The sequence below is a fragment of the Oceanospirillum sediminis genome, from assembly GCF_014164585.1.
In the GTDB taxonomy this organism is placed as follows: domain Bacteria; phylum Pseudomonadota; class Gammaproteobacteria; order Pseudomonadales; family Halomonadaceae; genus Oceanospirillum; species Oceanospirillum sediminis.
In genome coordinates, this window is record NZ_JACJFM010000019.1 from 71,589 (window position 1) to 97,410 (window position 25,822).

Annotated in this window: 16 protein-coding genes; 7 read left to right on the plus strand and 9 right to left on the minus strand. The window is 47.3% G+C overall.

Annotated elements, in window-relative coordinates; translation table 11 throughout:
- Positions 1-87: 87 nt before the first annotated feature.
- A complete protein-coding gene (locus H4O21_RS14610) occupies positions 88-1,932 on the minus strand; it encodes an ABC transporter substrate-binding protein (RefSeq protein WP_182809610.1) in 1,845 nt (614 codons plus the stop codon).
- A 513-nt stretch (positions 1,933-2,445) separates the two neighbouring features.
- Positions 2,446-3,312, minus strand: coding sequence for a substrate-binding periplasmic protein (locus H4O21_RS14615; protein ID WP_182809611.1), 867 nt, complete (start codon positions 3,310-3,312; stop codon positions 2,446-2,448).
- Positions 3,313-3,444: 132 nt separating this feature from the next.
- Here H4O21_RS14615 and H4O21_RS14620 point away from each other — a divergent pair, with 132 nt between their 5' ends.
- The gene (locus H4O21_RS14620) at positions 3,445-6,855 is read left to right on the plus strand and encodes an AraC family transcriptional regulator (protein WP_182809612.1); all 3,411 of its coding nucleotides are present in this window, start codon (positions 3,445-3,447) and stop codon (positions 6,853-6,855) included.
- A gap of 51 nt (positions 6,856-6,906) precedes the next feature.
- A complete protein-coding gene (locus H4O21_RS14625; RefSeq protein ID WP_182809613.1) occupies positions 6,907-7,956 on the plus strand; it encodes a response regulator in 1,050 nt (349 codons plus the stop codon).
- A gap of 297 nt (positions 7,957-8,253) precedes the next feature.
- Here the strand turns inward: H4O21_RS14625 and H4O21_RS14630 are convergent, their stop codons facing one another.
- From H4O21_RS14630 to H4O21_RS14655, 6 genes are all read right to left on the minus strand, one after another.
- Positions 8,254-8,472 (minus strand): hypothetical protein, encoded by a 219-nt coding sequence (locus H4O21_RS14630; protein ID WP_182809614.1) that lies wholly within the window; start codon positions 8,470-8,472, stop codon positions 8,254-8,256.
- A gap of 1,103 nt (positions 8,473-9,575) precedes the next feature.
- Positions 9,576-9,878, minus strand: a complete 303-nt coding sequence (locus H4O21_RS14635) for a hypothetical protein (protein ID WP_182809615.1) — start codon at positions 9,876-9,878, stop codon at positions 9,576-9,578.
- A gap of 436 nt (positions 9,879-10,314) precedes the next feature.
- On the minus strand, positions 10,315-10,746 hold the full coding sequence (locus tag H4O21_RS14640; RefSeq protein ID WP_182809616.1) for a universal stress protein: 432 nt from the start codon (positions 10,744-10,746) through the stop codon (positions 10,315-10,317).
- A 192-nt stretch (positions 10,747-10,938) separates the two neighbouring features.
- Positions 10,939-11,166, minus strand: coding sequence for a hypothetical protein (locus H4O21_RS14645; RefSeq protein ID WP_182809617.1), 228 nt, complete (start codon positions 11,164-11,166; stop codon positions 10,939-10,941).
- A gap of 133 nt (positions 11,167-11,299) precedes the next feature.
- Positions 11,300-13,942 carry a TRAP transporter permease gene (locus H4O21_RS14650; protein WP_182809618.1) on the minus strand — a complete coding sequence of 881 codons (2,643 nt, stop codon included), beginning with the start codon at positions 13,940-13,942 and terminating at the stop codon, positions 11,300-11,302.
- Between the two features lie 235 nt (positions 13,943-14,177).
- Positions 14,178-15,167 carry a TAXI family TRAP transporter solute-binding subunit gene (locus H4O21_RS14655; protein WP_182809619.1) on the minus strand — a complete coding sequence of 330 codons (990 nt, stop codon included), beginning with the start codon at positions 15,165-15,167 and terminating at the stop codon, positions 14,178-14,180.
- A gap of 484 nt (positions 15,168-15,651) precedes the next feature.
- Between H4O21_RS14655 and H4O21_RS14660 the strand changes: the two genes are divergently transcribed.
- Positions 15,652-17,352, plus strand: a complete 1,701-nt coding sequence (locus H4O21_RS14660) for a sensor histidine kinase (RefSeq protein WP_182809620.1) — start codon at positions 15,652-15,654, stop codon at positions 17,350-17,352.
- Positions 17,353-17,377: 25 nt separating this feature from the next.
- Here the strand turns inward: H4O21_RS14660 and H4O21_RS14665 are convergent, their stop codons facing one another.
- On the minus strand, positions 17,378-18,388 hold the full coding sequence (locus H4O21_RS14665; protein WP_182809621.1) for a TAXI family TRAP transporter solute-binding subunit: 1,011 nt from the start codon (positions 18,386-18,388) through the stop codon (positions 17,378-17,380).
- 184 nt (positions 18,389-18,572) lie between these two features.
- Between H4O21_RS14665 and H4O21_RS14670 the strand changes: the two genes are divergently transcribed.
- The 4 genes from H4O21_RS14670 to serB all read left to right on the plus strand — a co-directional run bounded on the left by H4O21_RS14670 (position 18,573) and on the right by serB (position 25,436).
- On the plus strand, positions 18,573-18,737 hold the full coding sequence (locus H4O21_RS14670) for a hypothetical protein (RefSeq protein WP_182809622.1): 165 nt from the start codon (positions 18,573-18,575) through the stop codon (positions 18,735-18,737).
- Between the two features lie 283 nt (positions 18,738-19,020).
- On the plus strand, positions 19,021-20,649 hold the full coding sequence (locus H4O21_RS14675; protein WP_182809623.1) for a methyl-accepting chemotaxis protein: 1,629 nt from the start codon (positions 19,021-19,023) through the stop codon (positions 20,647-20,649).
- Positions 20,650-20,845: 196 nt separating this feature from the next.
- Entirely contained in the window at positions 20,846-23,878 is a 3,033-nt protein-coding gene (locus H4O21_RS14680; RefSeq protein WP_182809624.1) for a sensor domain-containing protein, read from the plus strand.
- Between the two features lie 346 nt (positions 23,879-24,224).
- On the plus strand, positions 24,225-25,436 hold the full coding sequence (gene serB / locus H4O21_RS14685) for a phosphoserine phosphatase SerB (RefSeq protein WP_182809625.1): 1,212 nt from the start codon (positions 24,225-24,227) through the stop codon (positions 25,434-25,436).
- The last annotated feature ends 386 nt before the right edge of the window (positions 25,437-25,822 follow it).

Here is a 25,822-nt window from a genome sequence, read left to right on the forward strand (position 1 = left end):
TGGCAGACAGGTCAGTCGGAATTCAGCGTTCTATCATACTGACTGCCGGGCAAATGGCTAGCTTGTTTCCTGTATTGATTTGCCAGGTCATGCGCTCTGATGGGAAACAGGGGGGAACAGGCGCACAGGCGAAGAATGTACAGGGAGAGATATTGTGAATTCAGCACCGCCAGTGTCACGATTCTCTGCCCGGATACCGCCCTGATGCATCTCTGCGATACTTCGACAAATCGGTAACCCCATGCCTAGCGCAGAATGCTTTGTAGTGAACTGCGTACTGAAGACCCGGTCCGTGCATTCAAGTCCGGGACCATTATCCTGTACCCGGATAATATAGTGTTTACCGGTTGCTGACAGGGTCAGGTGGACTGCAGGGCTGGGGGTGTGATGATCTGATAAGGCTTCAACTGCATTACCAATCAGGTTCACCAGCATCTGTTTCAGCTGAATGTCATTGCCGATAATGACAGCCTGATCCTGATGGCAGGAAAAGATCAGATCAATATTATTTCTCCGGGCATTAAACAGGCACAGCTGAATACTTTCCCGGATAATAATCTGCAGATCTATCGGTTGTTGCGGATAATCCTGCTGGTCCAGCTGGCACCGGGTCTGACGGACAATATCTGAAGCCATTTCGGCCTGATGTATCAGATGATACAGGGTTTCATTCAGTTTCTGAGGATTAATGTGCTGACGGCGACTGAAATTGATGGCTGCTCTGGCGTAATTTTTAATAGCTGCCAGCGGCTGATTCATCTCATGAGCGATGGTGGTCGCAACCTCCGCCATTGCCATCTGATTTTGTCTGAGTTGTAGCAGTTGTTCTGTTTCTTCAGACAGACGTTCTGCTCTGTGTTCAGAGTTCTGCTTCTGTATATAAAATCGCCAGGCCGCGATAGAAGCCAGCAGAGTGATCAACCCGGACCATACCAGGCTATGTATGATGACTCCCGGAATGGCTGCCTGCTGTTCTCTGAACATAAAACCATCCAGAGAGAAATTATCCGGTAATAAACCTGCACTCTGAAAGATACCGGCGATACGCTGCCAGCGTTGCAGGCTCATATAACCCGGATCAATATAACTGGCTGCAATCAGATCTGTTGTAGCCTGGGCTTCTGCATTCAGATAAAAAGAATCCAGTTCAGGTGCATATTTTTCCATGATCAGAGAGATCATTGTATTACGATTCTGCAGAGCATAGCGCCAGCCTTTCAGTAATGCATTGCGCATGGCAATAACCTTCTCCGGATGCTGATTAGCGTAGCTTTCTGATGTGAACAGGGTATCGCCGTAAAAATCCAGTCCGATATCACGGGGTGAAAAAATCTGATAAGGAATACCGGCACGATTCGCAGCATAAGGATCGTCAGACATAAAAGCGGTCATTGCATCTGCCTGATACAGAGTATCTTTATCCAGAGCTGATACCTGGCCTGTATGAGGAGTCAGATTAATAGTATTGATATTGACTCCGGCCAGAATCAGATAAGCCAGCAGCTCTGCACTGTGTGGCTCAGCCATCAGAGTACGATGTTCAAGGTTTTTGACGGACTGGATGGCATCATCTCTGCGCGCAATTATGACAGAGGGAGAGTGCTGAAAGACAGATGCGACAGCAACAACCGGATAACCCTGTTGGCGTTCCAGTAACAGGGTGGAGTTACCTACTCCGAATTCTGCTTCACCATTGGCTACAATATAGGCGGGGGTGATATCCCGGCTACCGGGCATCAGTTCAACATGGAGACCTTCTGCTTTAAAGTATCCCTGATTAATAGCCGCGTAGAAACCGGCAAACTGAAATTTATGGTGCCATTTCAACTGTACCCGAACGACAGGCAGTTTATTGGCTTGTATCTGTGAGGCGGGGAAGGATATCAGGTGCAAGGTAATCAGCAGACAGAGCCATGACTTCACGCGGCGCATGATTTTCCTCCTGCTGTAAGATCTTTTTGCTGGAAATGACGCTGCTCAGTAAGTCGCAATCCCTGAAGTATGGAGAGACTTTCTTTTCAGGCTGTTATCAGCATAGAGGCTTTAATCAGAATAGAAACTATGGATATCCCTGGTTTATCTAATGAGTATTGTGGACCACCCCTGGGTTATATATCTGTCGGTCGGCGTCGTTTGGGGCAGAGCAGAAGCAGGTCTGCATTTTTTTTGATGCGTTTACGCCGGTATTCTATCTCAGCCTGTAAAGTGATAAATGTAGTGAAAAGCTCGTTATACAGACTGGATGGGTATTTCTGCTCCTGATAACTCATGATGCACCTTAATATGTATATTTTTGACAGCTTAATAGTAGATCTGAATAGTCATCGATGTCACCAGGGTTATCCCGAGTTTTTACTTTAAAATAGTAACGAATTGTTTCTTTAGCCGCCTGGTGATGTAAGCAGAGGCTGACAGATAGCGTCGTATATATGGCGGCAGGCAGTGTTAACGGTTCTGGATACTTTGTACCAGTTCGTCTGGCAAAGCCCCACACAGGTAATGGCATACCAGAGCTTCCAGTTGTCCACTCTGTTCCAGCTGAGTGATTGTACGATTGATGGGGGCGAGCAGATCTTTTCTTTTCTGATGTATCCGAAGAGAAACCGGGCTGCTGGCATAAGGCAGAGAGATAATATAATTCAGTTGCTCGCTGCTTTGATAAAACAGTGCGGTTGCTTCTTTCATCAGACCGATATCATTCCAGCCTCTGTGCACCCTTTGCGCTATCTGCCATTGATTACTGAAATCTTCACGAATCAGGGTGTCTGGTACTGAAGTCCCTCTGACAGTGGCGACTCTGCGCCCTTTAAGATCTTTGAGGATAAAAACCGGGAAAGATAATTCAGGCCGATAAATAATGACTTCGTTCACAATGCCAAACGGGCGACTGAACAGGGATGCCTGCTGCAGTGGGTAATCTTCTGACTGGTCTGCAATCACACCGGCTTCTATATCGATATATCCCTGTTCAAAATAAAGTTTAAGTCTGGCCTGTGATAGAGGGACAAACTCCAGTGTAAGAGACAGATGATCGGCTATAAGGCGTAGGGTGTCTGCGTAAATTCCCTGAAAGCGCCCTTCGCTGTCCTGCCAGAAAAACGGAATGACATCCGGTTGAGGGACTCCGACTCTGATTATATCAGTCTGATCTCTGTTTTGTTCTACAGTCGGTTCACTGCCATACAGTGACTTCACCTGCAGGAACAGGATTAGCAGGCAGGTCTGAATCACTGCTGAAGCCAGTGTTGGTAAGATCGCTTTACTGACTGCTGTACCGTCCGTTAAATAAGTGCTTCTGGCACGAATAGACATATTTTATAATTCACTTCTGCTGCTTTTTCAGGGCGGATGATGACTAAGCTATAAGTACATCCATGCCATTGGTTATCTCGTCAGACTGACGTCTGAACCCCTGGCGTTTCTATATCCGGAAAATCATTCAGCATGTCAGATACTGCCGCAGGATCGCCTGATTCCAATCATTATAATGATGGCACACGCCCTCAGGGTGAAACCGCTTCTGCCCGTTTACTGGAGCCGGCATTACAACTGGTCAGACACTATCCTATGAACCAGTCCCAGGCACTCATTTCTGATTCTGATCCTCAGGTGGTGACTCGTTCTGATTTACGCCAGTATATTCTGGATTGCGTCGGGCTGACAGAGCAGGACTTTACCCGGCCCGATGCCCGTTTTCCGGCAGAACGCTTTATTCAGGTGCTGGATGCTCTGAGTCAGGCCACTGGTAATGAACGTATTGTGCTGAATCTGGCAGAAGCAACCCAGCCCAGAATGCTGGGATCTATTGGCTTTCTGATGACAACAGCACCCACACTGGATCAGGCTTTTTCATCTCTGGCGGACTATCTGTCTTTGCTGTTTGAAGGACTGGAGCTGGTGATTGATCAGGATGATGATCTGATTTTACTGACGCTGGATGCATCCGGACAACCCGCGAGGGTCATCGAGTATTTTACTGCTTGTCTGCTGAACTGGCCGCGTTGGTTAATTGGTTATCAGTTGCCTGTCATAGAGGTCTGCCTGATTAACCCTGCCCCGGATTATGAAACGGATTACCAGCGCTTTTTTGCTGCAGAGGTGGTGTTTAATGCCTCCTGCAATCGTCTGACTGTCCAGACGAAACACTGGCATAAAGTCTGTCAGGAAGCGAATGCAGAGATGTACCAATTACATCAGGAGTTTGCGGATGCGCTCCTGAGTAAGCAGGGGCAGAAGTCAGCGTTAAATGCCCGAATTCGTGGACTTATCCGGCAGAAGCTGATGGAACAGGGAGAGTCCGTTCGTCGTGAAGAGATTGCTGCTGCCATAGGCATGAGTCTCAGAACATTGCAGCGCAAACTGGGAGAAACCGGCACCAATTTTCAACAGATCTATGATCAGACCCGTAAAGCGTTTTGTCTGCAGCTGGTGGAGAGAGATCAGCTCAGTTTCGGAGAGATCGCTTTTCAGCTGGGCTTTTCTAACCAATCCGCATTTCAGAAAGCCTTTAAACGTTGGTTTGCGATGCCCCCCAGCCATTACCGCAGACAATTGAAACCGATCTCTGCGGATAACCGGGTTGTGCCGGAAAATAATTATGATGATGTCAGGGCTGACCTGTCAGAGTTATTAGCTCAACTGGATAATCTGGTGTCTGGGTTTAATCAGTTCTGTCAGGAGATGCTGAAACGGGCTGCTGTTGCCGGGGAGCGTTTTGATTTGCACATTCTGGCAGAACAAACCGGTAATCCGCTGGCGCGTCTGGTGGTTAATCTGTGGCCGGCCGAACAGAATGGGCTGATTACTCTGGAACAGAAAAAGCATGATCAGGTGTTTTTCTGTTTTAACGATGCTTCGCTGCGCAGTGCCTTATATCAAAGGCTGGATGAAGCGACGAAATATCTGTACCACCTCGAGTGGGGGAAGAGCCTGTTTGATCGTTTGCCACCTGTCCCTGCTCTGGATAATCTGGCTGAAGCCCTGTTTCATCTTAATAGAGGTTTTCAGGCGCATACTGATGCAGGCCCGATCCGTGAACGAGATAGTAAAGAGATTAAAACAGAGAGGGCGGTCGATACTGACAGCCAGCCTGTTTTCTGGCTGGAGATATCCACAGCCTCATTCCGGACGCGTTTATTTCAGCTGAACTCTTTGGCTGCACTCAGATGTCAGCAGCAGCAGAATTTTGATCAGGCCAGCCGGTATCTGACACAAGCCGGACGTTATCTGACGCAAGAAACAGTGCTGCCCTATTCCGACAACTCGGATACGGTAGCTGAACTGGATGTATCGGCACTGAAGAAGCAGTTGCTGTTACAGAAAGCGGAGTTAAAACTCTCTGCCGGGCAGCCAGATAATGCTGAGCTTTGCCTGCAACAGTTATCTGATGCGTTTACCGTGCTTACAGCAGAAGAACAGCTGCAAAGCCGTTTAATTCTGAGTCGGGTTTTTCAGTTCCGGGGCTGGCAGGATAAGGCGCTTGAGTTGCTGTTGCTTCATCTGGAACATCTGGAACTGGCGCTGCCGGATCAGCAGACGCATCAGCTCTCTTTTCTGTTATCCCGTTTACAACAGATTTGTGTCCGGGAATACCTGATTGATGACATGGTTGGGGCGCATGTCTCAGCCGGACCACTTTCAGGCAGACAGGCATCGCAAGACCATGAATCTGTGCCGGATCATGCCGATGCAGTCGCTGATATCCACCATCCTGAAACACCGGCTTCTATCCGACTGCTGACTTTACAGCTATTACAGCAGGTCAGTTTACTGGCTCGTCAGCAAGGGCAGCCTTTGCTGACCGCGTGTGCGATTAGCCGTATGACAGAGATGTGTCTGAATGATAATAGTGAAGATACTCAGCGTTTCCGGTCATTTACATTTATCAGTTACGCCTGGGTCGCCAGCTGGTTCTGCGCTGATTTCAGAATTGCCCGACATTTTTCCGGACACTATCAGCAATATGGACCTGCAGATAATGCTGAAGAGATTAGTGCAGATCTGGTGTTTAACAGTCTGGTTGGGCACTGGTTTTATCCTGTCAGACAAATTATCCACAACATTCAGCAGATTCGTCAGTTAACCCGGCAGCAGGGTTATGGCCTTAAATTCAGCGAGAGTTGTTTACTGGACTGCCAGTTATCTCTGTTCTCGACCAGAACATTACCGGAACAGTTGCAGTTTGTCCGGAAAACCAAAGAGCAGCTGGAGCAGCGTCAGCAACATTTTCGCGCTGATCAGATACAGCAATCTTCTGTTGTTTTACTGGAAGTACTGGCTGGCACACGTAGCATACCGGATCAGCCTGTTTATTCTGATGGCTGGCAGGCCTCTGCTCTGATTATGGGGGCTTTCTGGTCTGATAAGCAGGCTCTCTGGCCTGAACTTTATTGCTGGGAAGCCCGGCTGGATAATGAGTTACCCGGTTATTTTGTGCTGAGCGAAATTGTTTTTTGTACTGCGATGATGCGACTTATTTTGTCGCAGAATGAGCAGCAGCTCAGTCGCCGTCGACAGAGGGTTATTGAACAGCAGGAGTCTCGTCTGGAGATCTGGGCTCAACATTGCTCCGATAATTTCTCTGCTCGCTTACGGCTTATCCAGGCAGAAAAAGCCCGTATTCTGGATCAGCCACCAGAGTCTCTGTATGAACAGGCCATCGCTGGTTTTGAACAGATCGGCTGGCCGCTGCATCAGGCGTTGTCCTTTGAGCGTTATGGTGCTTATCTTATGAATAAACAGCTGACAGTGCTGGCGCGTTTCTGTCTTGAAAAAGCACGGCGTATTTATCTGCATCAGGGAATGCTACCCAGAGCGAAACAACTGGAACATGATCTGGCTTTGCTGGCAAAATAGAGCGGTATCAATTTCAATAACAATATTCTGACGATAGCATCGCATTCCCCTATGACGCCCTGGAAAATACTGGTTGTTGATGACGAAGAAGGCATTCATGGCATTACGCGCATGATCTTTCGGGACTATGAGTTTGAGCAGCGCCCGATAGAGCTGATCAGTGCCATGAGTGGCAAAGAGGCCAGGGCACAGTTGCAGCAACACCCGGATATTGTACTGGTGTTACTGGATGTCGTGATGGAAACCGAAAATGAAGGTTTGCAGCTGGTCGATTACATCCGAAATGATCTGGTTAATAAGGATATGCGAATTATCCTGCGTACCGGGCATCCCGGATATGCACCAGAGGCTCAGGTTATTATCCAGTACGATATCAATGACTATCTCAGCAAAGCTGAATTGTCTGCTTCACGGCTACTGACATCTGTGGTTGTCGCGCTGCGTTCCTGGCGGGATATCCGGCAGGCCCATGAAGCTGCCCCGTTACAGGAAGATGAGTCTCAGCAGGTTGAACTGATGCAGGCTCTTGCAGTACAGGTGCAGCAGCAACTCTCTCCTGTATTACGCAACAGCCAGCGCTTAATGCAACTGGATCTGAATCCTGTCGCCCGTGATCTGATTGCCACGCTGCATAGTCAGCATCTGCGACTGGATCATACTATTGCGCTGCTGAATTCAACGGTGCCGGTGTCATCCAGCCAGGTATCCTCTCCGCAACAATGTCTGGATCAGTTACTGCAAATTTTTCTGCCACAGAGTCGGGCAGAAGGCTGGTTAATTGATTATCGGATCGACTCATCTGTCCCTGAAACCCTGCCTCTGGCAACAGAGCACCTTATGTCGGTACTGGTCAGCTGCACAGAACTGGTACTCTTGCAGTCCGGAGGACATGACCTGAAGATCAGTCTGATATGTACTGCTGAACAAAGCCTGATTATTCAGACCGGACTCAGTTCCGGACAGCCTGTGTTTGACCATTCATCATGGGCGCAGTATCTGCGGTTAAAGCTGGAACAACAGTGTCGGTATCTGAATGGGACTATGACAGAAATTGATGAAGGTGGTGTGATTGAATGTAACCTGGTAATAAAGGCAGTGTAGGTTACATCGGAATTCTGCCCTGAATCAGCAAGACAGAGTCTGATCCGTTATGGGCAGTCTATCTGGTTCTTTTACCTGTACTCCTTCTGCACCGCCCATATTGGTTCTGGCATGCCCCGGTTTGCACCAGTGATAAGAATTGCTGGCATAGGGTTTTCCGGCATTATTAAACGATAAAAGCTCTCTGATAAAGGAAATCAGAGAGCTTATTCAGATCAGCTAAAACAGTATGCAGGATTTTGTCTGACCGATAAATTAGTCTGCCCTGATCTGTAGGCAGGTCTGAAAACTGTGCATTCAGTCTGCCAGCATCACACAGCCTTCCTGAGAACGATGCTGCTTTTCAATCCATTGTTCAGCACTGGCCAGATCGTTGGCGTAAAACACGATACGGGGGACAGGTTTAAGGAAACCGTTGTGACCCATGTCGTAACGATAAACCCAGAAACTGTCTTCTGCGAACTGGCGAATTTTTAAAGCAAACTGAACAGGAGTAATAGGATTGTAAATGCTCATGGTCGTTGTTTTGTTTTTCTGCATTAAATCAGGCTAATGGACGCCGCGACTATCAGGCGGCACGATCTGTGTTCTCAGTTTGATCTTCAGAACCGGGATGACTATTGCCGGTCTGAGTATTACCTGCCCGGATGAGAGGCATTGATTCATTGCGATTCATAAACGGCAGAGAATCGTTTCATGCTTGCAGCATCAGGGCTGGTATTTCTTGTATTATTCCATCGCATGATCAGACCTTCAGGCTGTTGCGACCTGATTTATTGTCGATGATGTTTGCTCTGGAATCTGTCAGTGATGCGACCTTTTTTTTAAATTGCGGACACCCGATACAGTGGATCGGCGAACTACAGACAGCTTTAGCCGACAACGGGTATCCGCATAAGGACACTTATGACAGGGCGCATTCTGGTTCAGTTGAGCAACAGCTTAAATTCGATTGGATCAAACTAAGCGCTCACCTGAATCAAACTAAGAGAAAAAGGGCTGAGATATACACATGGATAGGCAGAGTTAACTGAGGTTGGACATATGATGGTTTTTGCTGTTCGCTGGTGGATGTAACCCGGAGTACTACACCGCGCAGAAGCGTTGATTACGTGGCCATCACTGGCCTGGTCATCGCAATGAGAAGTTGAGTAATCAAAAGCCAGGGTACTCCTGATAATAGATGCCGTACATTGTAGTGTTGAGTTACAAGGCACAAAGACATTGTTGTAATCTAATGAAACTGGTGTCTCACCGTCTTCATGTATCGATGGTGTGAATTTATATCTACTGATATATTTTTTTGTCTGATGGCAGATAATCTATCGTATTATGTTTTTTTCTGTCATGTATTGGTTGTAGAGTGTTAATGTTTGTGAGGGTGTCTATCTTTATTGGGTGTTGATTTTTTAACAGCGCTTTGATGTGAATGCTTATAGGGTCAGATAACAGCAATGTAATTGGAGGTTTGTACCATTTACAGTTCTGTTATCTGATATATCAGACCCTTTTTACTGGATAGTTTATATTGATATTCGACTGGTAATACTCTGGGTGTCGATATAAACACTTGTCTGTATACATCCCTATAGAATTTACATCAGATGTTCACAGACCGCTTACAGAATTGCTTCTTTAGACGTGGATGCTGGCTCTACATCATGAAACGCAACCTCTTCGAAGTCGTAAGAAAAGCCTTTGGCATCAGTCAGCTGAGCTTCTTTTGAGTTAGCTGCAGGCTCAACTGCTTTCAGAACAACTACATCATTACTGATGTGGGATACACCAATCAGATTGGCTTCCTGAGAATAACTGGCTGGTTCAATTGCAGAGAAAGGGTTGTTAACAGAGTTATTGTCGGCCATTACCTGAGTAGATACAGCAGCAACAGAAGCGATAACCAGTTTAGTAAAAGTATTCATGGATGTTTCCTCTTGAATCGGTAAGTTTTTACTTGATGGTGTGTATCTTAATACTGCTGATTTTTTTAGGTAGCCCTCTGTTCGTTACTTGTGTATTAACCCAGAGTTAAAAGCAAAAAATGAACTATTTTTATAGTCTGTTTATTTGAAGTTAATTGAATCCAGTTGTCAAATTTTACCGTATTATGCTTCTTGCCTGTAGTGTATGGCTTCTTGCCTGTAGTGTATGGCTTGTTGCCGGGAGACGTAAGAGTCATATTTCTGATTCAACTCTTGCCTGTTTAGGGGAGAGACAGGGGACGCAGAGTATTGCACGGATGGACTCTGATATCATTGATGCAGAGCGCCATTTTCAGGAAACCTGATAGGATGTACGGATCTCTTTGTTCAGTTATGCCTGAAAGCAAAGAGACCCGGAATATGCGTAAATCTGTGATTAGTCTTTCAACAGCATTACTGAACACTTCGCACGTTCTGCAACGCGGGAAGAAACCGAGCCCAGCAGGAATTCGTCCAGTTTGGATCTGTGATGAGCACGCATCAGTACCAGATCAATCTTCTGGCGTTTGATATAGCGAGTGATAGACTCTGCAGCTGAGCCTTCAGATACTTTCAGTACTGGTGTGATATCTTCTGGCAGATTTTTAGCTGCAAATTTTTTCAGTTGTTTCGCAACTTTTTTTACTGCTTTGTCATGCTCTTCTTCACTGAAGTAAGAAGCAACCAGGGCATTGCCATAGCCCGGAACAACTGCCAGTAAATGCAGCTCTGCTCCATACTCGCTGACTTCACGCAAAGCCAGTTTCAGTGTTTTTTCACAGAATTCTTCTTCGCTCAGGTCAACCGGCACTAATACTTTTTCAAACATTGTTCATTCCTTGTTTCCTGGCCAGTCGGGATGGCTGGCGGGAAGGAGCCATTGCTCCTGTAATTCGCTACGGTTTAGTGTAACGCTTGTCATATTGCAGGCCTGTGTATTAAGCGCGATATTTTGTTAATACACAGGTAACTCATTGCTTTAACTCAAATTTCTGATTTATAGCATCATCATGGGATAGGATCAGTATGTTGAGTCAGCAATGGTGACGCATCCTTTCTCTCTGGATTGCTGCTGAGTAACCCACCGCTGAGCATCTTCTGCGCTCTGGGCATAAAACACAATGCGAGGAACCGGGTTCAGCAGTCCATGATGTCCCATCTCATAACGATACACCCAGTGACTGTCTTGTGCGAACTGGCGGATTTTCAGGGCAAAGCGAACCGGAGAAATTGGATTGTAAGTGCTCATAACAGGTCTGTTTAAGAGTAAGTGAATTCAGGTTTCGGGTTTATGTGGATGTGTTTTACCAGTTCGAATCCAGAGGATGCTGTCCTGGTGATAAAAAACAGGCCCGATCTGAAATCAGATCGGGCCTGTCGGTTTAGCTATGACTACCTGCCGGAGATGCAGATACCTGATCGGCATTCCGTCGGCGGCGCTGAATCATAATCAGCATGACTAACAAAGCCAGTGCCGGAATGTACATCAGCTGTTTCGGTGGCTGGGCCTGAGGCACCTGCACACCTGTGATAATCTGATCAAAGGCCAGACCGGCTTTTTCGGCCGCACTGTCAAAGCCTACGTAATCGACAATCACTTTGTCGTTGTTGTTCAGCAATTCGATACCGATTCCGGCCAGGCGTTCCTGACCGTTGCTGCCTTCACCCAGCGTCAGGTTGGCGACAAAAGAACGTGCATTACCGACAGCATCTTCACCTTCAATCCAGAAGCGCAGTTCTGTGCCTGGTTCAACGTTATCCAGAGTTTGTACTACGGCGGATGGTTCAACCAGCTTGTAAGGTTCAACAATACGATCCATCCAGAAACCCGGACGGAACATCGAGAAGGCAATCAGCAGCAGCAGCACCGTTTCATACCAGCGGCTCCGGCTGAAGAAATAGCCCTGGGTTGCTGCGGTGAACACCAGCATAGCGATGGTTGATGTGATAAAGATCTGAACCCCTTCCAGCCAGGTGACATCAATTAGCAGCAGGTCGGTATTGAATATAAACAGGAATGGCAGTGCAGCGGTACGCAGGCTGTAAGCAAAGGCAACGAAGCCGGTACGAATCGGATCGCCACCGGATACTGCCGCTGCAGCAAAGGATGCCAGGCCCACAGGCGGTGTAACATCGGCCATAATGCCGAAGTAGAACACGAACAGGTGAACGGCGATCAGAGGCACGATCAGGCCGGATTCCTGACCCAGTGAGATCACCACAGGTGCCAGCAAGGATGATACGACGATGTAGTTAGCCGTGGTTGGCAGACCCATACCCAGAATCAGACTCAGTACTGCAGTCAGAATCAGCATCAGCAGCAGGTTGCCCATCGACAGCACTTCGACCAGATCAGCCAGTACAGAGCCGACACCGGTCTGAGATACTGCACCTACGATAATGCCTGCAGTCGCTGTCGCAATACCGATACCGATCATATTACGGGCACCGGTAATCAGGCCGTCGATCAGTTCTGCAAACCCCTGATTCAGGCGTGTACCCAGATTCTGTTCCTGACGGAAGAAAGCCATTAACGGACGCTGAGTCAGCAGAATAGCGACCATCAGTGCCGTCGCCCAGAAGGCTGACAGGCCCGGAGACAGACGCTCAATCATCAGGCACCAGACCAGTACGACCACAGGCAGCAGGAAGTGCAGGCCGGATTTTACCGTTGGGCCCACTTCTGGCAGCTCTACCATAGGCTGGTTCGGGTCATCCAGTTTCAGATCCGGTACTTTGGCAGCAAAGCGAATCAGAGCGATATACACCGCGGCGAGCAGAACAGCAATCACCAGTCCCGCCAGCTCACCAAACACAGGCTTAATCCAGCCAATGCCGTAGTATACGCCAAAGGCGATCAGGGCTGTGGCCAGGAAACCGCTCAGAATACCGATCAGACGTGCCTGCCAGCTTTTGATCACACCACGGCGTGGCAGACCCTGCATGTCCTGCTTCAGGGCTTCCAGATGCACGATGTAGATCAGTGCCAGATAAGAAATCAGTGCAGGCAGGAAAGCGTGGGTAATCACCTGAACGTAAGAGATGCCAACATATTCCACCATCAGGAACGCTGCAGCGCCCATCACAGGCGGCATAATCTGACCATTCACCGAAGAAGCTACTTCGACCGCACCGGCTTTTTCTGAGCTGAAGCCTACGCGCTTCATCATTGGAATGGTAAAAGTACCTGTGGTCACTACGTTAGCAATGGATGAGCCTGAGATCAGTCCGGTCAGGCCAGACGATACGACGGCTGCTTTTGCCGGGCCACCACGCATATGCCCCAGCAGAGAGAAGGCAACCTGAATAAAGTAGTTACCTGCCCCGGCTTTATCCAGCAGAGCGCCGAATAATACAAACAGGAAAACGAAGTTAGAGGATACCCCCAGTGCGATACCGAATACGCCTTCGGTGGTTAGCCACTGGTGATTGATCAGCTCTTCCAGAGAGACACCCTTGTGAGCAATCAGCTCTGGCATGTAAGCGCCACCCAGGGAGTATGTCAGAAAGACAATCGCCACGATCATCAGAGGCGGTCCCAGAGTACGACGCGCCGCTTCCAGCAACAGTACCAGACCTGTGATGGCTACCACCAGATCCTGGGTATTTGGCAGGCCTGGCCGGGTCGCCAGCTGCTCATAAAAGACGAAAATATAGGAGGCGCCAAACGCCCCCAGCAGTGACAGAGCGATATCTGTTACCGGAATATGATGTCGCGGTGAACCGGTAAACGCCGGGTAGGCCGTGAAAGCCAGAAATGTTGCAAAACCCAGGTGTATTGCGCGTACTTCAGTGTCATTGAAGATGCCAAAACTTCCGATGATCGGCCAGTCATAAAATGGCAGTGGGGATGCGATCCACAGCTGGAACAAAGACCAGACCAGGGCTGCACCTAGCAGTACTTTGCCTTGCCAGCCATCAGGTATACGGGCACCGGTATCATTGGCGGCAACCATATCCTGGAGATCTTTATCATCGGATGTCTGATCGGCAGCGTCAGCCGGTCCGCTATGCAGATTCGTCATATCAGCTCCTCAGTGTTGGGGTAAAAAAAAGCCCTCTGCACCGCTGATCCCGGGCACGCGTGGGTCAGACGAGTCAGAGGGGCTTAAAAGGAAGAACCTTCCAAAAGAAACGCACTTTAAAGAAACTCACCTTAAATCAGCACGTTTTAAAAATGTTCAGATAAAAGCGTGCTGGTAAAAAGTGCGCAGGCATCCGGGACGTGGATGCCTGCTCAAAGGCATGACAGGGCGAGAGTTACATCCAGCCACGCTCTTTGTAGTAACGGATTGCACCTTCATGCAGAGGTGCTGACAGACCGGCAGAAATCATCGTCTTAGGGTCCAGGTTAGCGAATGCCGGATGCAGACGCTTGAAGCGGTCGAAGTTGTCAAATACAGACTTAACCACCTGGTATACCGTGTCTGCATCAACTGTTGATGAGGTCACCATAGTCGCAGCATTACCAAAAGTGGTTACATCGCTGTCAGAACCTTTATACATGCCACCTTTAATGGTTGCCTTGGCGTAGAAATCGTTGCTGTTAATCAGCTTGTCGATTACAGGGCCAGTTACAGGAATCACTTTAGCGTCACAAGATGTGGTTGCTTCTTTGATTGCACCGGATGGGTGACCAACAGAGTACAGCATAGCGTCAATCTTGTTGTCGCACAGTGCCTGAGCCTGCTCAGAGGCTTTCAGCTCAGAAGCCAGCTTGAAAGTGCCTTTATCCCAGCCTTTCTCTGACATGATCAGTTCCATCGTACCGCGGGTACCTGACCCCGGATTCTGCAGGTTAACGCGCTTACCTGCCAGATCGTCAAAGTGCTCGATGCCGGAATCAGCACGGGCTACTACCGTGAAAGGCTCGTTGTGAACAGAGAACAGAGCGCGCAGCTCATTGAATTTACCCTGTTTCTTGAAAGAATCGTGCTTTTCGCCGTTCAGCGCATAGTACTGCCAGTCAGACTGAGCCATGCCCATGTCCTGCTGACCCTGACGAATCGCATTGATGTTTGCTACAGAACCACCGGTAGAAGGGGCTGTACATTTGATACCGTGATCACTGGTGCCGCGGTTAACCAGACGACACATAGACTGACCCACAACGTAGTAAACACCGGTCTGACCACCCGTACCTATGGTAACGAAAGTCTGATTAGCGCTGGCGCTTACGGAACCGAAGGAAGCGGCGATACCGACTGCTGAAGACAGCAGGGTTGTGGCAAATTTAGTTTTCAGAGACATGGTGACCCTTCTTATCGTTATTATCCCGCCATCCGATGATCCGGTGACAGGAAGGTGGTTTTCATCAAAACATCTGAAGCAGCTAACAGCCAGCCTGTACTTAACTGAAGAATCCGTCGGGCAAAAAGATTGGTCAGGGCCAATAATCTGAACAATCCGTGACATTGTCTGTCAGTTGTATCGGGCTAAAGCTGTTATCTGAGCCTGTCTGCAGTTGCTCTGTCAGGAGGCAATAACAAGGTACTGTAAACTTGTGTACAGGCAGACCGCCTTTCATGCCAATAAAACCTCCTTTCGTGCCATTGATGTGATGGATATTTCATTTTTCTGAAAACAGCGTGAATTTTTTTGATAATTCAGGGGGCGAGGTGAGAGGGGGCAACAAATAGCGTATTAATTGTGTCCTGAGCCTGATCTCAGGTTTGCAGTGGTTGTGATGGCGTTATATTGTCGTTCTGTCCGGACCTGACAATGAAAATGCCCTATGTCTCTGTTTGCTCGCTTTAAACTCTTCTGTCAGCAGAATCCGCTGGGGATTCGCCTGTTGACTGCGATTCTGATCTGTAGCTCGGCGATTACTCTGGTGGCTACCGGGACGCAATTATGGATCGACTACCGGTATGAAGTGTCTGCGATTGATGAGCGGTTGCGTCAGATCGAAAACAGTTCTCTGAAAAGTCTGTCGAACAGTCTGTGGGAGATCAGTCCTGCCCAGGTTCAGGTACAGCTGGATGGCTTGATTCAGTTGCCTGATGTGCGTTATCTGTCAATCAGCTCTCAATACGGTGATGCTTATGCTGCTGGAAAAAAGCCGATTCATGGGCCGTTATTACACCGTTACTATGAACTGACACATACCAACCACAAGGGAGAAGAGGTTCCGGTTGGTGATCTGACTCTGATTATCAGCCTTGATGATGTCTACCGTCGTCTGGGAGATAAAGTTCTGTTGATTCTGGCATCTCAGGGCATTAAGACGTTTCTGGTCTCTGTGTTTATTCTCAGTATCTTTCATCATCTGGTAACCCGCCATTTGAGTACGATGGCTGGTTATGCCCGGCGCCTTAAACTGGATCAGCTGGAGTCCTCTCTGATTTTGAGCCGATCAGAACGGCGGGATGATGAATTAAGCGATGTGGTCTCAGCGATGAACAGCATGCGAGAATCGATTCAGACTGATGTCAGAAAAAGAGAAGAAGCAGAACGATCACTGGCACAAATGAATCAGCAGCTGGAGCAGCTGAACAGCGATCTGGAAAGTCGGGTAGAGCAACGTACCAGACAGTTAGCAGAACGCGGGCGGGAGCTGGAGAGTCGCGGTTTGTTACTGGAAGAGCGTAGTCGTCAACTGGAAGAACGCACTCTGGAGCTGGAGATGCGCAATCATGACCTGGAAGATGCACTGATCCGGTTGAAATCCGCTCAGCAACAACTGGTGGAATCTGAAAAAATGGCGGCATTGGGTGAACTAGTGGCCGGGGTGGCTCATGAGATCAATACTCCGATTGGCATTGGTTTTACGTCGGCTACTTTTCTGGCTGATCAGGCTCGCCAGGCAACACAGAAAAATCCGGAGGATCGTTTTGCCAGCCTGACTCTGGAAAGCAGTGAATTGATTGGACAGCACCTGGAGCGCGCGGCTCAACTGGTGCGTGCCTTTAAACAGGTATCCGTTGATCAGTCCAGTGAGCAAAGACGTAAATTCGATCTGATCTGTTATCTGGATGAGATTCTGTTATCTCTGCGTCCCGGTCTGAAAACCTGTCAGCCTGAGATTAATATTTCCGGGCCGGATTCACTCTGGCTGGACAGCTATCCGGGCAGTTTTTACCAGATCTTCAGCAACCTGATTCTGAACTCTGTGATTCACGGCTTTGAACATCAGTCAGGGGGAAGAATTGATATTCAGGTTAGTCTGATAGACGCAACGGATATCACATCGGCTGAGCAGAGTCCGCAATGGCTTGAGATTGAATATAAAGATAATGGTAAAGGCATACCAGAAGGCTGGGAAACCCGATTATTTGAACCTTTTATTACCTCTAAACGTAACCAGGGGTGTAGTGGTCTGGGGATGCATATTTCATATAATCTGGTACACCAGTTACTACAGGGCAGTATTCAGTGTCAGCCATCAGAACAAGGTGTATTTTTTCGTATCAAAGTACCAGCCTGTTGTGAGTAAGTGATGGCATCAGAGTCAGATGCTTTTATTGTTGTCGGGTCAGCAGCCCTTGTTCTCTGAAATAACGCTCTGCACCAGGGTGCATCGGGGTGGCCAGTGGAGTGTTAATCATACGATGCGCTTCCAGTAACTCAAAGGCCGGATGCATACGTTTAAAATGATCGAACTGTTCAAAAAGGGAACGTACAAGATTATAAGCCACTTCATCCGGCAGATCAGAGCGGGTGAACAGAATAGCGTTGACTCCGGCCGTTTTTACATCAGGCATATCTGTTGAGTACAAAGCACCTGGAATAGATACCGGCTGGTAATGGCTGTTCTGCCGTGTCAGAGCGGCGATATCTTCTGGCATCAATGGGATTAGCTGGCTGTCACAATCACGAATGGCTTCTTTAATAGCACCACTGGGATGGCCGACAACATATAAGGTGGCATCAATACGGTTATCGCATAATGCCTGGGCCTGCTCAGCCGGTTCCAGTTCAAGCACTTCTGAAAAGTCATCCAGTAACCAGCCCCGTGATGTCATCAGAATATCCATCGTCAGGCGCTGACTGCTGCCTTGCCTTCCTGTGTTAAAGCGTTTTCCTCGTAAGTCAGAAAACTGATCAATACTGGCATCTTTTCGAACCAGTACAGAGATATACTCAGGAAACAGGCCGGTCAGGGTTCTGAGCCCCGGTGCGGGTTCAGAGAAATCGCCCTGGCCCTGATAGGCATTATTCAACTGTCCTGCTTCTGCAATACCCAGATCCAGCTCGCCGGAAACTACCTGCAGTAAGTTGCTGACAGAACCCGGTGTGCTGCGTAAAGCACAGCGAGTACCATGAATATTTCTCTGCAGATTCACAAGGCGACAAATTGCACCGCCTGTCGGATAATACAGCCCGGTAACACCACCAGTGCCCAGAGATATAATCTGCCGGTTACTGTCGGCATACATCAGGCCTGAACCTGTTATAGCAACAAATAAACAGGCTATTCTGCTGATCCCTGTCAGAATCCTTTTATGCCAGTGTTTCATTGTTGTTTTCATTCCCTCCACTCAGCACAGTTAGTGTACTGATACTCTTATCCGTAGCCCACTGTTATTTCATCTGACAGGTGATATGTTTTTCTGAGATCCGGTATCTGTATGAGCTGTTACAGGCTGGATGCTAATGAGATCGTCGGTGTAGCCGTAGTCAGGTCAGGTCTGTCAAATTATACGAAGCAAGAGCATGATAAGGTTGCTTCAATTCCCTGGAATACTATGGTTATTTGGTGTGCTGGATAGTTATTCTGCATTAGCCGGCAATGATGCTCAGCAGAAAAACTTTCATCACACGCATATTGCGGTGCAGGAAGAATACTCTCGTATAAATGCGGTGGAGAAACAACGCTGAATTGTTACTCTAGTGACTGATGATGACGGTATTTGTCTTTTATTTTTGAGTTAGCACAATGTCTGTACAAAGCGCTGCTTAAGGTTACATTTTTCACACAGCATATTGCTAGTGGGCCCTTACCTGGCGTGATAGTTTTCCTTGTTATTAGTCTGGTGTGCCATCACATCATAATGTCAGGGCCGGAGACAAAGCCCTGGTTTTACTGCAGGATGCCTTTTCAGATTGAATTGACAGGACTGTTCAGCACTGCACATACCCTGAACAGTTATATGGAATCACTATGAATCTTCAGAATATTACAGTAAAGGCCCGCCTTTATTTGCTTATCTTACTGGCTGTACTAGCCATGTTTATTATTCAGATTGTTGGTCTTCAGCAACAAAAAGAGGAGCTTTATGAAGGTTCCCGGCAGAATGTTAAATCCCTGGTTGATGCGGCTTACACTCTGGTTGAGGGCTATGCTCGTCAGGCTGCTTCAGGTGAGTTGAGTGATGAAGAGGCCAGAAAGCGGGCGAAAGCAGCCCTTGAATCTATGCGTTATGCCGATGGAGAATACTTTTTTGTACTGAGTTTTGACACTGTGATAGTCGCCCATGGTGCTAAACCTCATCTTGCTGGTAAAAGCTTTGCAAATTTTCGTAATGAACAAGGCCGCTATGTGCTGAGAGACATGGCTAGCCTGGGCAAACAGGGGAAAAGTGACGGCTATTTTGCTTATCAATGGCCAAAAGCCGGGTTTAATGAGCCGAAAGATAAGATCTCCTATGCCAGAGTATTCAGGGACTGGCAGTGGGTGATTGGCTCAGGCGAGTATGTCTTTGAAATCGAAGATATTTTCATGGAGCAATTAATAGCGGCCATGATTCAGTTGCTGGTTACTCTGGCAGTGCTGATTGCGGTATCTGTTGCCATTACTCGTTCAATTATCCAGCCAATGGATAAGGTTAAGCGAGTTATGAAACAGGTTGCCGATGGTGATCTGAGGGTTCGTATTGCTCTGAAGGGTAAAGATGAATTGAGCGATATGTCTCGCTCAATTGACAGTACATTACAGGTTTTTCAGGATCTTGTTTTTCTGTTGACCAGCTCGGCCAATCAGCTTCAGGGCGCTGCAGAAGAGCTAGCGGCGACAGCAGAACAGACCAGTCAGGGTATCAGACGTCAAACAGAAGAGACGGAATTGCTGTCGACGGCAATGAATGAGATGTCAGCGACGGTGCTGGAAGTCGCTCAGCATGCTCTTGCCAGCGCTGAAGCAACCAATGCGGCAGATGAAGAAGCTGATGAAGGGAATCATGAAGTTGAGGATACAGTTAATAAGATCACTCATTTAAGTCATGAGGTCGAAGAAGCGTCCAGAGTTATACAGACACTGGAAAATGATACGGTGCAGATTGGTGCTGTCTTGCAGGTTATTCAGGAAATTTCAGAGCAAACTAACCTGCTTGCACTGAATGCCGCTATTGAAGCTGCAAGAGCGGGTGAATCTGGACGAGGCTTTGCAGTGGTTGCTGATGAAGTGCGTAATCTGGCGCAGAGAACTCAGGATTCAACCCAGGAAATTCATAGTATGAATGAGCGTCTGCGTTCCGGGTCACGTAATGCTGTTGAAGTGATGGAGCGAAGCCGAAAATGGGCTGAGGACAGTGTTCAGGCTGCGATTCATGCAGGTGAAGAGTTGAAGCTGATTGTTGATCAGATGCAGCAAATTCGTGATATGAGTGCTCAGGTTGCTACGGCAACGGAAGAACAGAGTGCTGTTGCAGAAGAAATGAATCGCAATCTGATTAATATTGTCAATGTGTCAGAGGAGACCCGTTCAGGTTCTGATCAGGTTGCTGTCAGCAGTGAGGAATTGTCACAACTGGCTGTTCAGTTACAGCAGAATGTAGCACGTTTTCAATGTTAGTCTTTCCTGGCTGGTATTGTTCCGATCTTGTTTAGACGTCAGTTCAGCACATCCTTACAGGTATTAATATGCTGCAGGGTGTGCTGCTCTTGTTTGTTGAAAATAAAGCGATGTTAGTTTGCAACAATGGCCTGATGGAAACCTGCTATCAATGCCGATACACTCCAAGGGTTGTTTCTGACTACAGGATAACCTGATGCCGTCTTTTAATGAGCTGTCTTCATTACTGTATCACCTGGTTCTTGTTTCTGCCGGAGTTATGTTTCTGGCTGGCATACAGATGGGGGTGATCGCTCTTTTTACTCGCCAGAAAGCTTTGTACCTGTCTTTCGCGACTCTGGCTTTAGCCGTTGCAGGCTACCAGATGAGTAATTATTCTCTGCATCAGGCCGTTAATCTGTCAGAGGCTCTTCAGGCTTTACAGTGGCAGACAACATTTTCTATCCTGTTTTTCCCTTCAATATTTGTACTGATTGCTCTCTACTCCGGACAGAAAAAAATCCGCCTCTGGTTCAGCGTGGTATGTGTCATCAGTTTGTGTTTTTTACTGTTGAATTTACTTTCAGAGGCCTCTCTTCGATTTCATGATGCTGATACTGTGTCCTTTCTGTCATCAGAGGGTCAATCTGGTGTTTATGCTTTAAAAGGGCAGTACAGTCTTGCCGGGCAATTATTCCAGTTATTCAGTGCTGTTATGGTGTTGTGGCTAATTTTTCGTTCTGCTCTGCTTTTCCAGCGAGGCAGAAAGTTAGCAGGCTGCTTACTGGGAGTGTATTTTTTACTGCAAGGACTGACCCTGCTCTATGGGCATCATCTGATTGAGGGTATCGTTCAGGATGCTTATCTGAATGGGTTTGCATTTTCATTGCTGGTATTGCTGATTACAGTCAGTATGGCATGGGATTTTCAGTTACATGATCGCCTGTTAACGTTCAGAACCCAGGCCCTGCTTAAGGAAACTGAAGAAAGAAAAAAAGCGGAAGATCTTAATCAGAAATGGGCTCAGGTCGTTCATCAGACTCCTGAGCCTATTATTATTCTGAAACCGGACGGGGAGATTATTCGTTCCAATCAAAGTAGTCGTGATTTCTGGAAACAGGATCTGACTGGAGTGCAGGGGCGTGCACTATTACAGCTTTTTAAGCTGGATATTGATGAGATAGATCAGGCCTTTTGCTGTTCAGAAGCCGATGATATCAAGCGTGAACGGGTAATTCCTCTGTCGAAAGGGCAAAAGCTCGGTGAGTTGATAGTACAGTCTGAAGCCTGGGTCCGGTTCAGCCTTTATCCGGTGCGGGATGATAGAAATATTGTTACTGAACTGGTGATCTCACATACTGATGTTTCTGAACAGGAATATAGTCGTCGAGCGATTGAAACCATTGCTGCAGGCGTGTCTTCTGCTTCGGGGAAAAACTTTTTTGATAGCCTGGTGCTTCATCTGGCCCGACTTTTTGAGGCTGAATATGCCTTTATCGCATTGGTTGATCAGAATAAAACCGGAGAAGGGACTGGTAGAAGTGTGACCACTCTGGCGTTATCAGCGTTTAATCACATCGCAGAGAATATTACCTATTCTCTTAATGGTACACCTTGTGATGATGTTCTGGGACAGGAAATATGTTCATACAGTAGTGGGGTACAGGCACTGTTTCCAGATGATATTCTGCTGCAGGAGATGGGGGTTGAAGGCTATATCGGCGCGCCTGTTTTTGCTCCGGATGGCCAGACATTAGGTGTTATGGTGGTTCTGTCAGTCAGGCCCATTGAGAAAATCGATCAGGTTACCAGCATTCTGGAAATATTTGCAGCCAGAGCCGGGGCGGAAATACAGCGCCTGGATGCGGAAGAACGTATGAAGCGTATGGCTTATGAAGACTATCTGACACGACTACCCAACCGGGCCAGAATGCATGAGCAACTGCATACCCTGCTGGAAGATAGTCGTCTGGCTGAATCCCAGTCAATCATGATGCTGATTGATCTTGATCACTTCAAAACAATTAATGATGCACTGGGCCATGACGTTGGTGATGAAATTATAAGGAAAACCGGGGATCGCTTACGTGAGCGTTTAAGCCAGGAGTTGTTCATTTCTCGTGTGGGGGGGGATGAGTTTGTGGTTATTGCTCCATCCCGCATGGCTGAAACCCCGGATGAAACTTTACTCCGGGCCCGAGTGCTGGCGGGTGAGATACTTGAACTATTGATGCAGCCTTTCCAGGTAGGAGAAAGGATACTGAATATCGGCGGTAGTATCGGTGTAGTGTTATTTCCGGAGGTATGCAGTACAGCCCATGAGACTCATCAGGCGGCAACTGAGCTGGATCTGTTGCGTTTTGCTGACATCGCTTTGTATCAGGCTAAAAATGCTGGCAGGAACAACTCGGTAATCTATGAAGCTGGTCTGCAAAGGCTCGTTAATGAAAGGCTGGAAATTGAGCGAGGGCTCAGAGTTGCTCTGGATGAAGACCAGTTTGTTCTATATATACAGCCTCAGGTAGATCATATGAATCATCTGACAGGGGGGGAAATCCTGATTCGCTGGCTGCATCCGGATAAGGGTATGATCCCTCCTTTTAATTTTATCCCTGTCGCTGAAGAGACCGGATTAATTCTGCGTCTGGGTTACTGGATTATTGAGCATACGTTTGCCTGCATTGCTCAGTGGCACGCAGAAGGACAGTCTGTACCCGGACAGATTTCAATTAATATTTCGGCCTGGCAGTTTGCCCAGTCAGACTTTACTGATCAGCTTCATATCTTGTTAGATGAGTACAGAATTAATCCGAAGCATATCACGCTTGAAATCACAGAAACTGCATTGTTATCTGATATTGGAGATACAAAGCTGAAACTGGCTCTGCTTCGGAAAACAGGGTTCCGTATTTCCCTTGATGATTTTGGTACAGGTTACTCATCTCTGGCGTACCTCAAAGATCTGCCGCTGGATGAACTTAAGATTGATAAGGCATTTGTTGATGAAATTCGCCCGGGAGAGCGTCAGCCCCTGATCGAGTCTATGATCTCTATTGGCCGTCATATGAATCTGGATGTGCTGGCGGAAGGCGTCGAAACAGAGAAGCAAAAGCAACAACTGGTTCAGATGGGATGTCAGAATTTTCAGGGGTATCTGTTTTCAAGGCCTATGGCAATGTCAGATTTTCCTGAATGGCTGAAAGCTCATATGGATATGCTGCCCGATCCTGGGCACGACTACTGTATATAGAGCTGCAGATTGTCTCATTTTATAAACCCGGAGGGTTATACTGAGTATTCAGGGGGAGCTGGATATTTGTTGATTATTTATACTTTGCCTGGCGCACAGCACGTTCTTATCTGAGTTGAGCCTGCAAGGCATCAGTTTATAATGTCCCTCCTGTTGTTTATGTCTGCATCATCCTCATTTTCTGTTGCTGTTCTTATATGAGCATAACGGAATATTTGTCCGGCCTTTCTTTAAATATTACTTTCTGTCTCTGCTCTGTTATCTGAAATTAACCAGCGGTCTGCTATAATGGCGCTTAATTTCAATACTCTTCATTTTGCTCTTAAAGCTTTTCACAGGCAGGTTCATGAAAGAAATCATCCTGATCAATATATCCGGCGAAGACAAACCGGGACTGACGTCGTCAATCACTGAAATTCTGGCGGGTTATGGTGTTAATATTCTGGATATTGGCCAGGCAGTTATCCATGACACTCTTTCTTTAGGTTTTCTTATTCATATTCCGGAAGAAGCTGAATCCTCCCCTGTCCTGAGGGATGTTCTGTTTAAAGCTCATGAACTGGGAGTAAATATCCGCTTTACTCCTGTCACTGAAGACAGCTATGAAAATTGGGTCGAAGGTCAGGGGAAAAAGAGATATATCGTTACGCTTCTGGCACGCCAGATTACAGCTGAACATATTGCTCGGGTTACCGGCGTGGTGGCTGGTAATAGTCTGAACATTGATCGGATTAACCGTCTCTCTGGACGAATCCCAATGCGCCAGCTTTCTGAGCAGAGTCGCTCATGTGTCGAATTTTCTGTACGTGGGGATCCGGAAAACCCTGCTTTAATCCGGGAGCAGTTTCTGAGCCTGGCCAACGAACTGGGAGTGGATATTTCATTTCAGGAGGACGATGTTTTTCGTCGCAATCGCCGTCTGGTGGTGTTTGATATGGATTCAACACTGATTGAAGCGGAAGTGATTGATGAACTGGCAAAAGCTGCTGGAGTGGGTGAGCAGGTTTCAGAGATTACAGAAAGTGCGATGCGAGGGGAAATTGATTTTACGGAAAGCTTCAAGCGCCGTGTTGCTTTGCTGAAAGGACTGGATGAATCTGTTCTTAGTGAGATTGCAGAAAATTTACCGGTTACAGAAGGTGCTGAGAAACTGGTATCCACATTGAATGCTCTGGGATATACAACGGCAATTTTATCAGGCGGCTTCAATTATTTCGGACAATATCTGCAGAAAAAACTAGGTATTGACTATGTGCACGCCAATGAGCTGGAAATTATTGACGGTAAAGTGACTGGCAATGTGACTGGAATTGTTGTTGATGGTGAGCGGAAAAAAGAACTGTTGAAGCAGATTGCTGAACAGGAAGGTGTGCGTTTGGAACAGACTATCGCGGTGGGTGATGGCGCTAACGATTTACCTATGTTAGGGACTGCAGGGTTAGGAATTGCTTTCCGTGCCAAGCCTATTGTAAAGGAAAGTGCAGAGCACTCTTTGTCGACTCTTGGGCTGGATGCTATTTTATATCTGATAGGATACAGTGATCGAGATCTGGACTAGTTAGTAATTAATAGTCCGGTCCGTGATCCCTGAACCCCATTTATACATCAGATGTATAAATGGGGTTGTTACTTCATGACTCATGGCGATGAAAAAATAAAAGCTTTATTTTGTAAAATAATAGTTGCGCTCTGGCTTTTGCTCTGTATAATTCGCTCTCGTTGTCAGGCAATAAGAGCCAGGCAGCTAAGTTAACATAATGATTTGAAAAATAATTTTCAATTAATTGTTGACTCTGAGGTCTGCTTCTGTAGAATACGCAGCCTCGGTTGAGCGAGACGAGTTCATCGCTTAACCTGCTCTTTAAAAATTCAGTCAGATAATTCGTGTGGGCGCTTGCTGTGATGATTTGTGAAAAGTCACAAGATTATCAGAGTAAGCAACCC

Coding starts and splice junctions, on each gene's coding strand:
- H4O21_RS14670 (WP_182809622.1), top strand. CDS start 18,573: ATGATAAGGTTGCTTCAATTCCCTGGAATACTATGGTTATTTGGTGTG.
- H4O21_RS14630 (WP_182809614.1), bottom strand. CDS start 8,472: ATGAGCATTTACAATCCTATTACTCCTGTTCAGTTTGCTTTAAAAATT.
- H4O21_RS14620 (WP_182809612.1), top strand. CDS start 3,445: ATGTCAGATACTGCCGCAGGATCGCCTGATTCCAATCATTATAATGAT.
- H4O21_RS14665 (WP_182809621.1), bottom strand. CDS start 18,388: ATGAAAACAACAATGAAACACTGGCATAAAAGGATTCTGACAGGGATC.
- H4O21_RS14660 (WP_182809620.1), top strand. CDS start 15,652: ATGTCTCTGTTTGCTCGCTTTAAACTCTTCTGTCAGCAGAATCCGCTG.
- H4O21_RS14650 (WP_182809618.1), bottom strand. CDS start 13,942: ATGACGAATCTGCATAGCGGACCGGCTGACGCTGCCGATCAGACATCC.
- serB (WP_182809625.1), top strand. CDS start 24,225: ATGAAAGAAATCATCCTGATCAATATATCCGGCGAAGACAAACCGGGA.
- H4O21_RS14610 (WP_182809610.1), bottom strand. CDS start 1,932: ATGCGCCGCGTGAAGTCATGGCTCTGTCTGCTGATTACCTTGCACCTG.
- H4O21_RS14635 (WP_182809615.1), bottom strand. CDS start 9,878: ATGAATACTTTTACTAAACTGGTTATCGCTTCTGTTGCTGCTGTATCT.
- H4O21_RS14655 (WP_182809619.1), bottom strand. CDS start 15,167: ATGTCTCTGAAAACTAAATTTGCCACAACCCTGCTGTCTTCAGCAGTC.
- H4O21_RS14625 (WP_182809613.1), top strand. CDS start 6,907: ATGACGCCCTGGAAAATACTGGTTGTTGATGACGAAGAAGGCATTCAT.
- H4O21_RS14640 (WP_182809616.1), bottom strand. CDS start 10,746: ATGTTTGAAAAAGTATTAGTGCCGGTTGACCTGAGCGAAGAAGAATTC.
- H4O21_RS14615 (WP_182809611.1), bottom strand. CDS start 3,312: ATGTCTATTCGTGCCAGAAGCACTTATTTAACGGACGGTACAGCAGTC.
- H4O21_RS14675 (WP_182809623.1), top strand. CDS start 19,021: ATGAATCTTCAGAATATTACAGTAAAGGCCCGCCTTTATTTGCTTATC.
- H4O21_RS14645 (WP_182809617.1), bottom strand. CDS start 11,166: ATGAGCACTTACAATCCAATTTCTCCGGTTCGCTTTGCCCTGAAAATC.
- H4O21_RS14680 (WP_182809624.1), top strand. CDS start 20,846: ATGCCGTCTTTTAATGAGCTGTCTTCATTACTGTATCACCTGGTTCTT.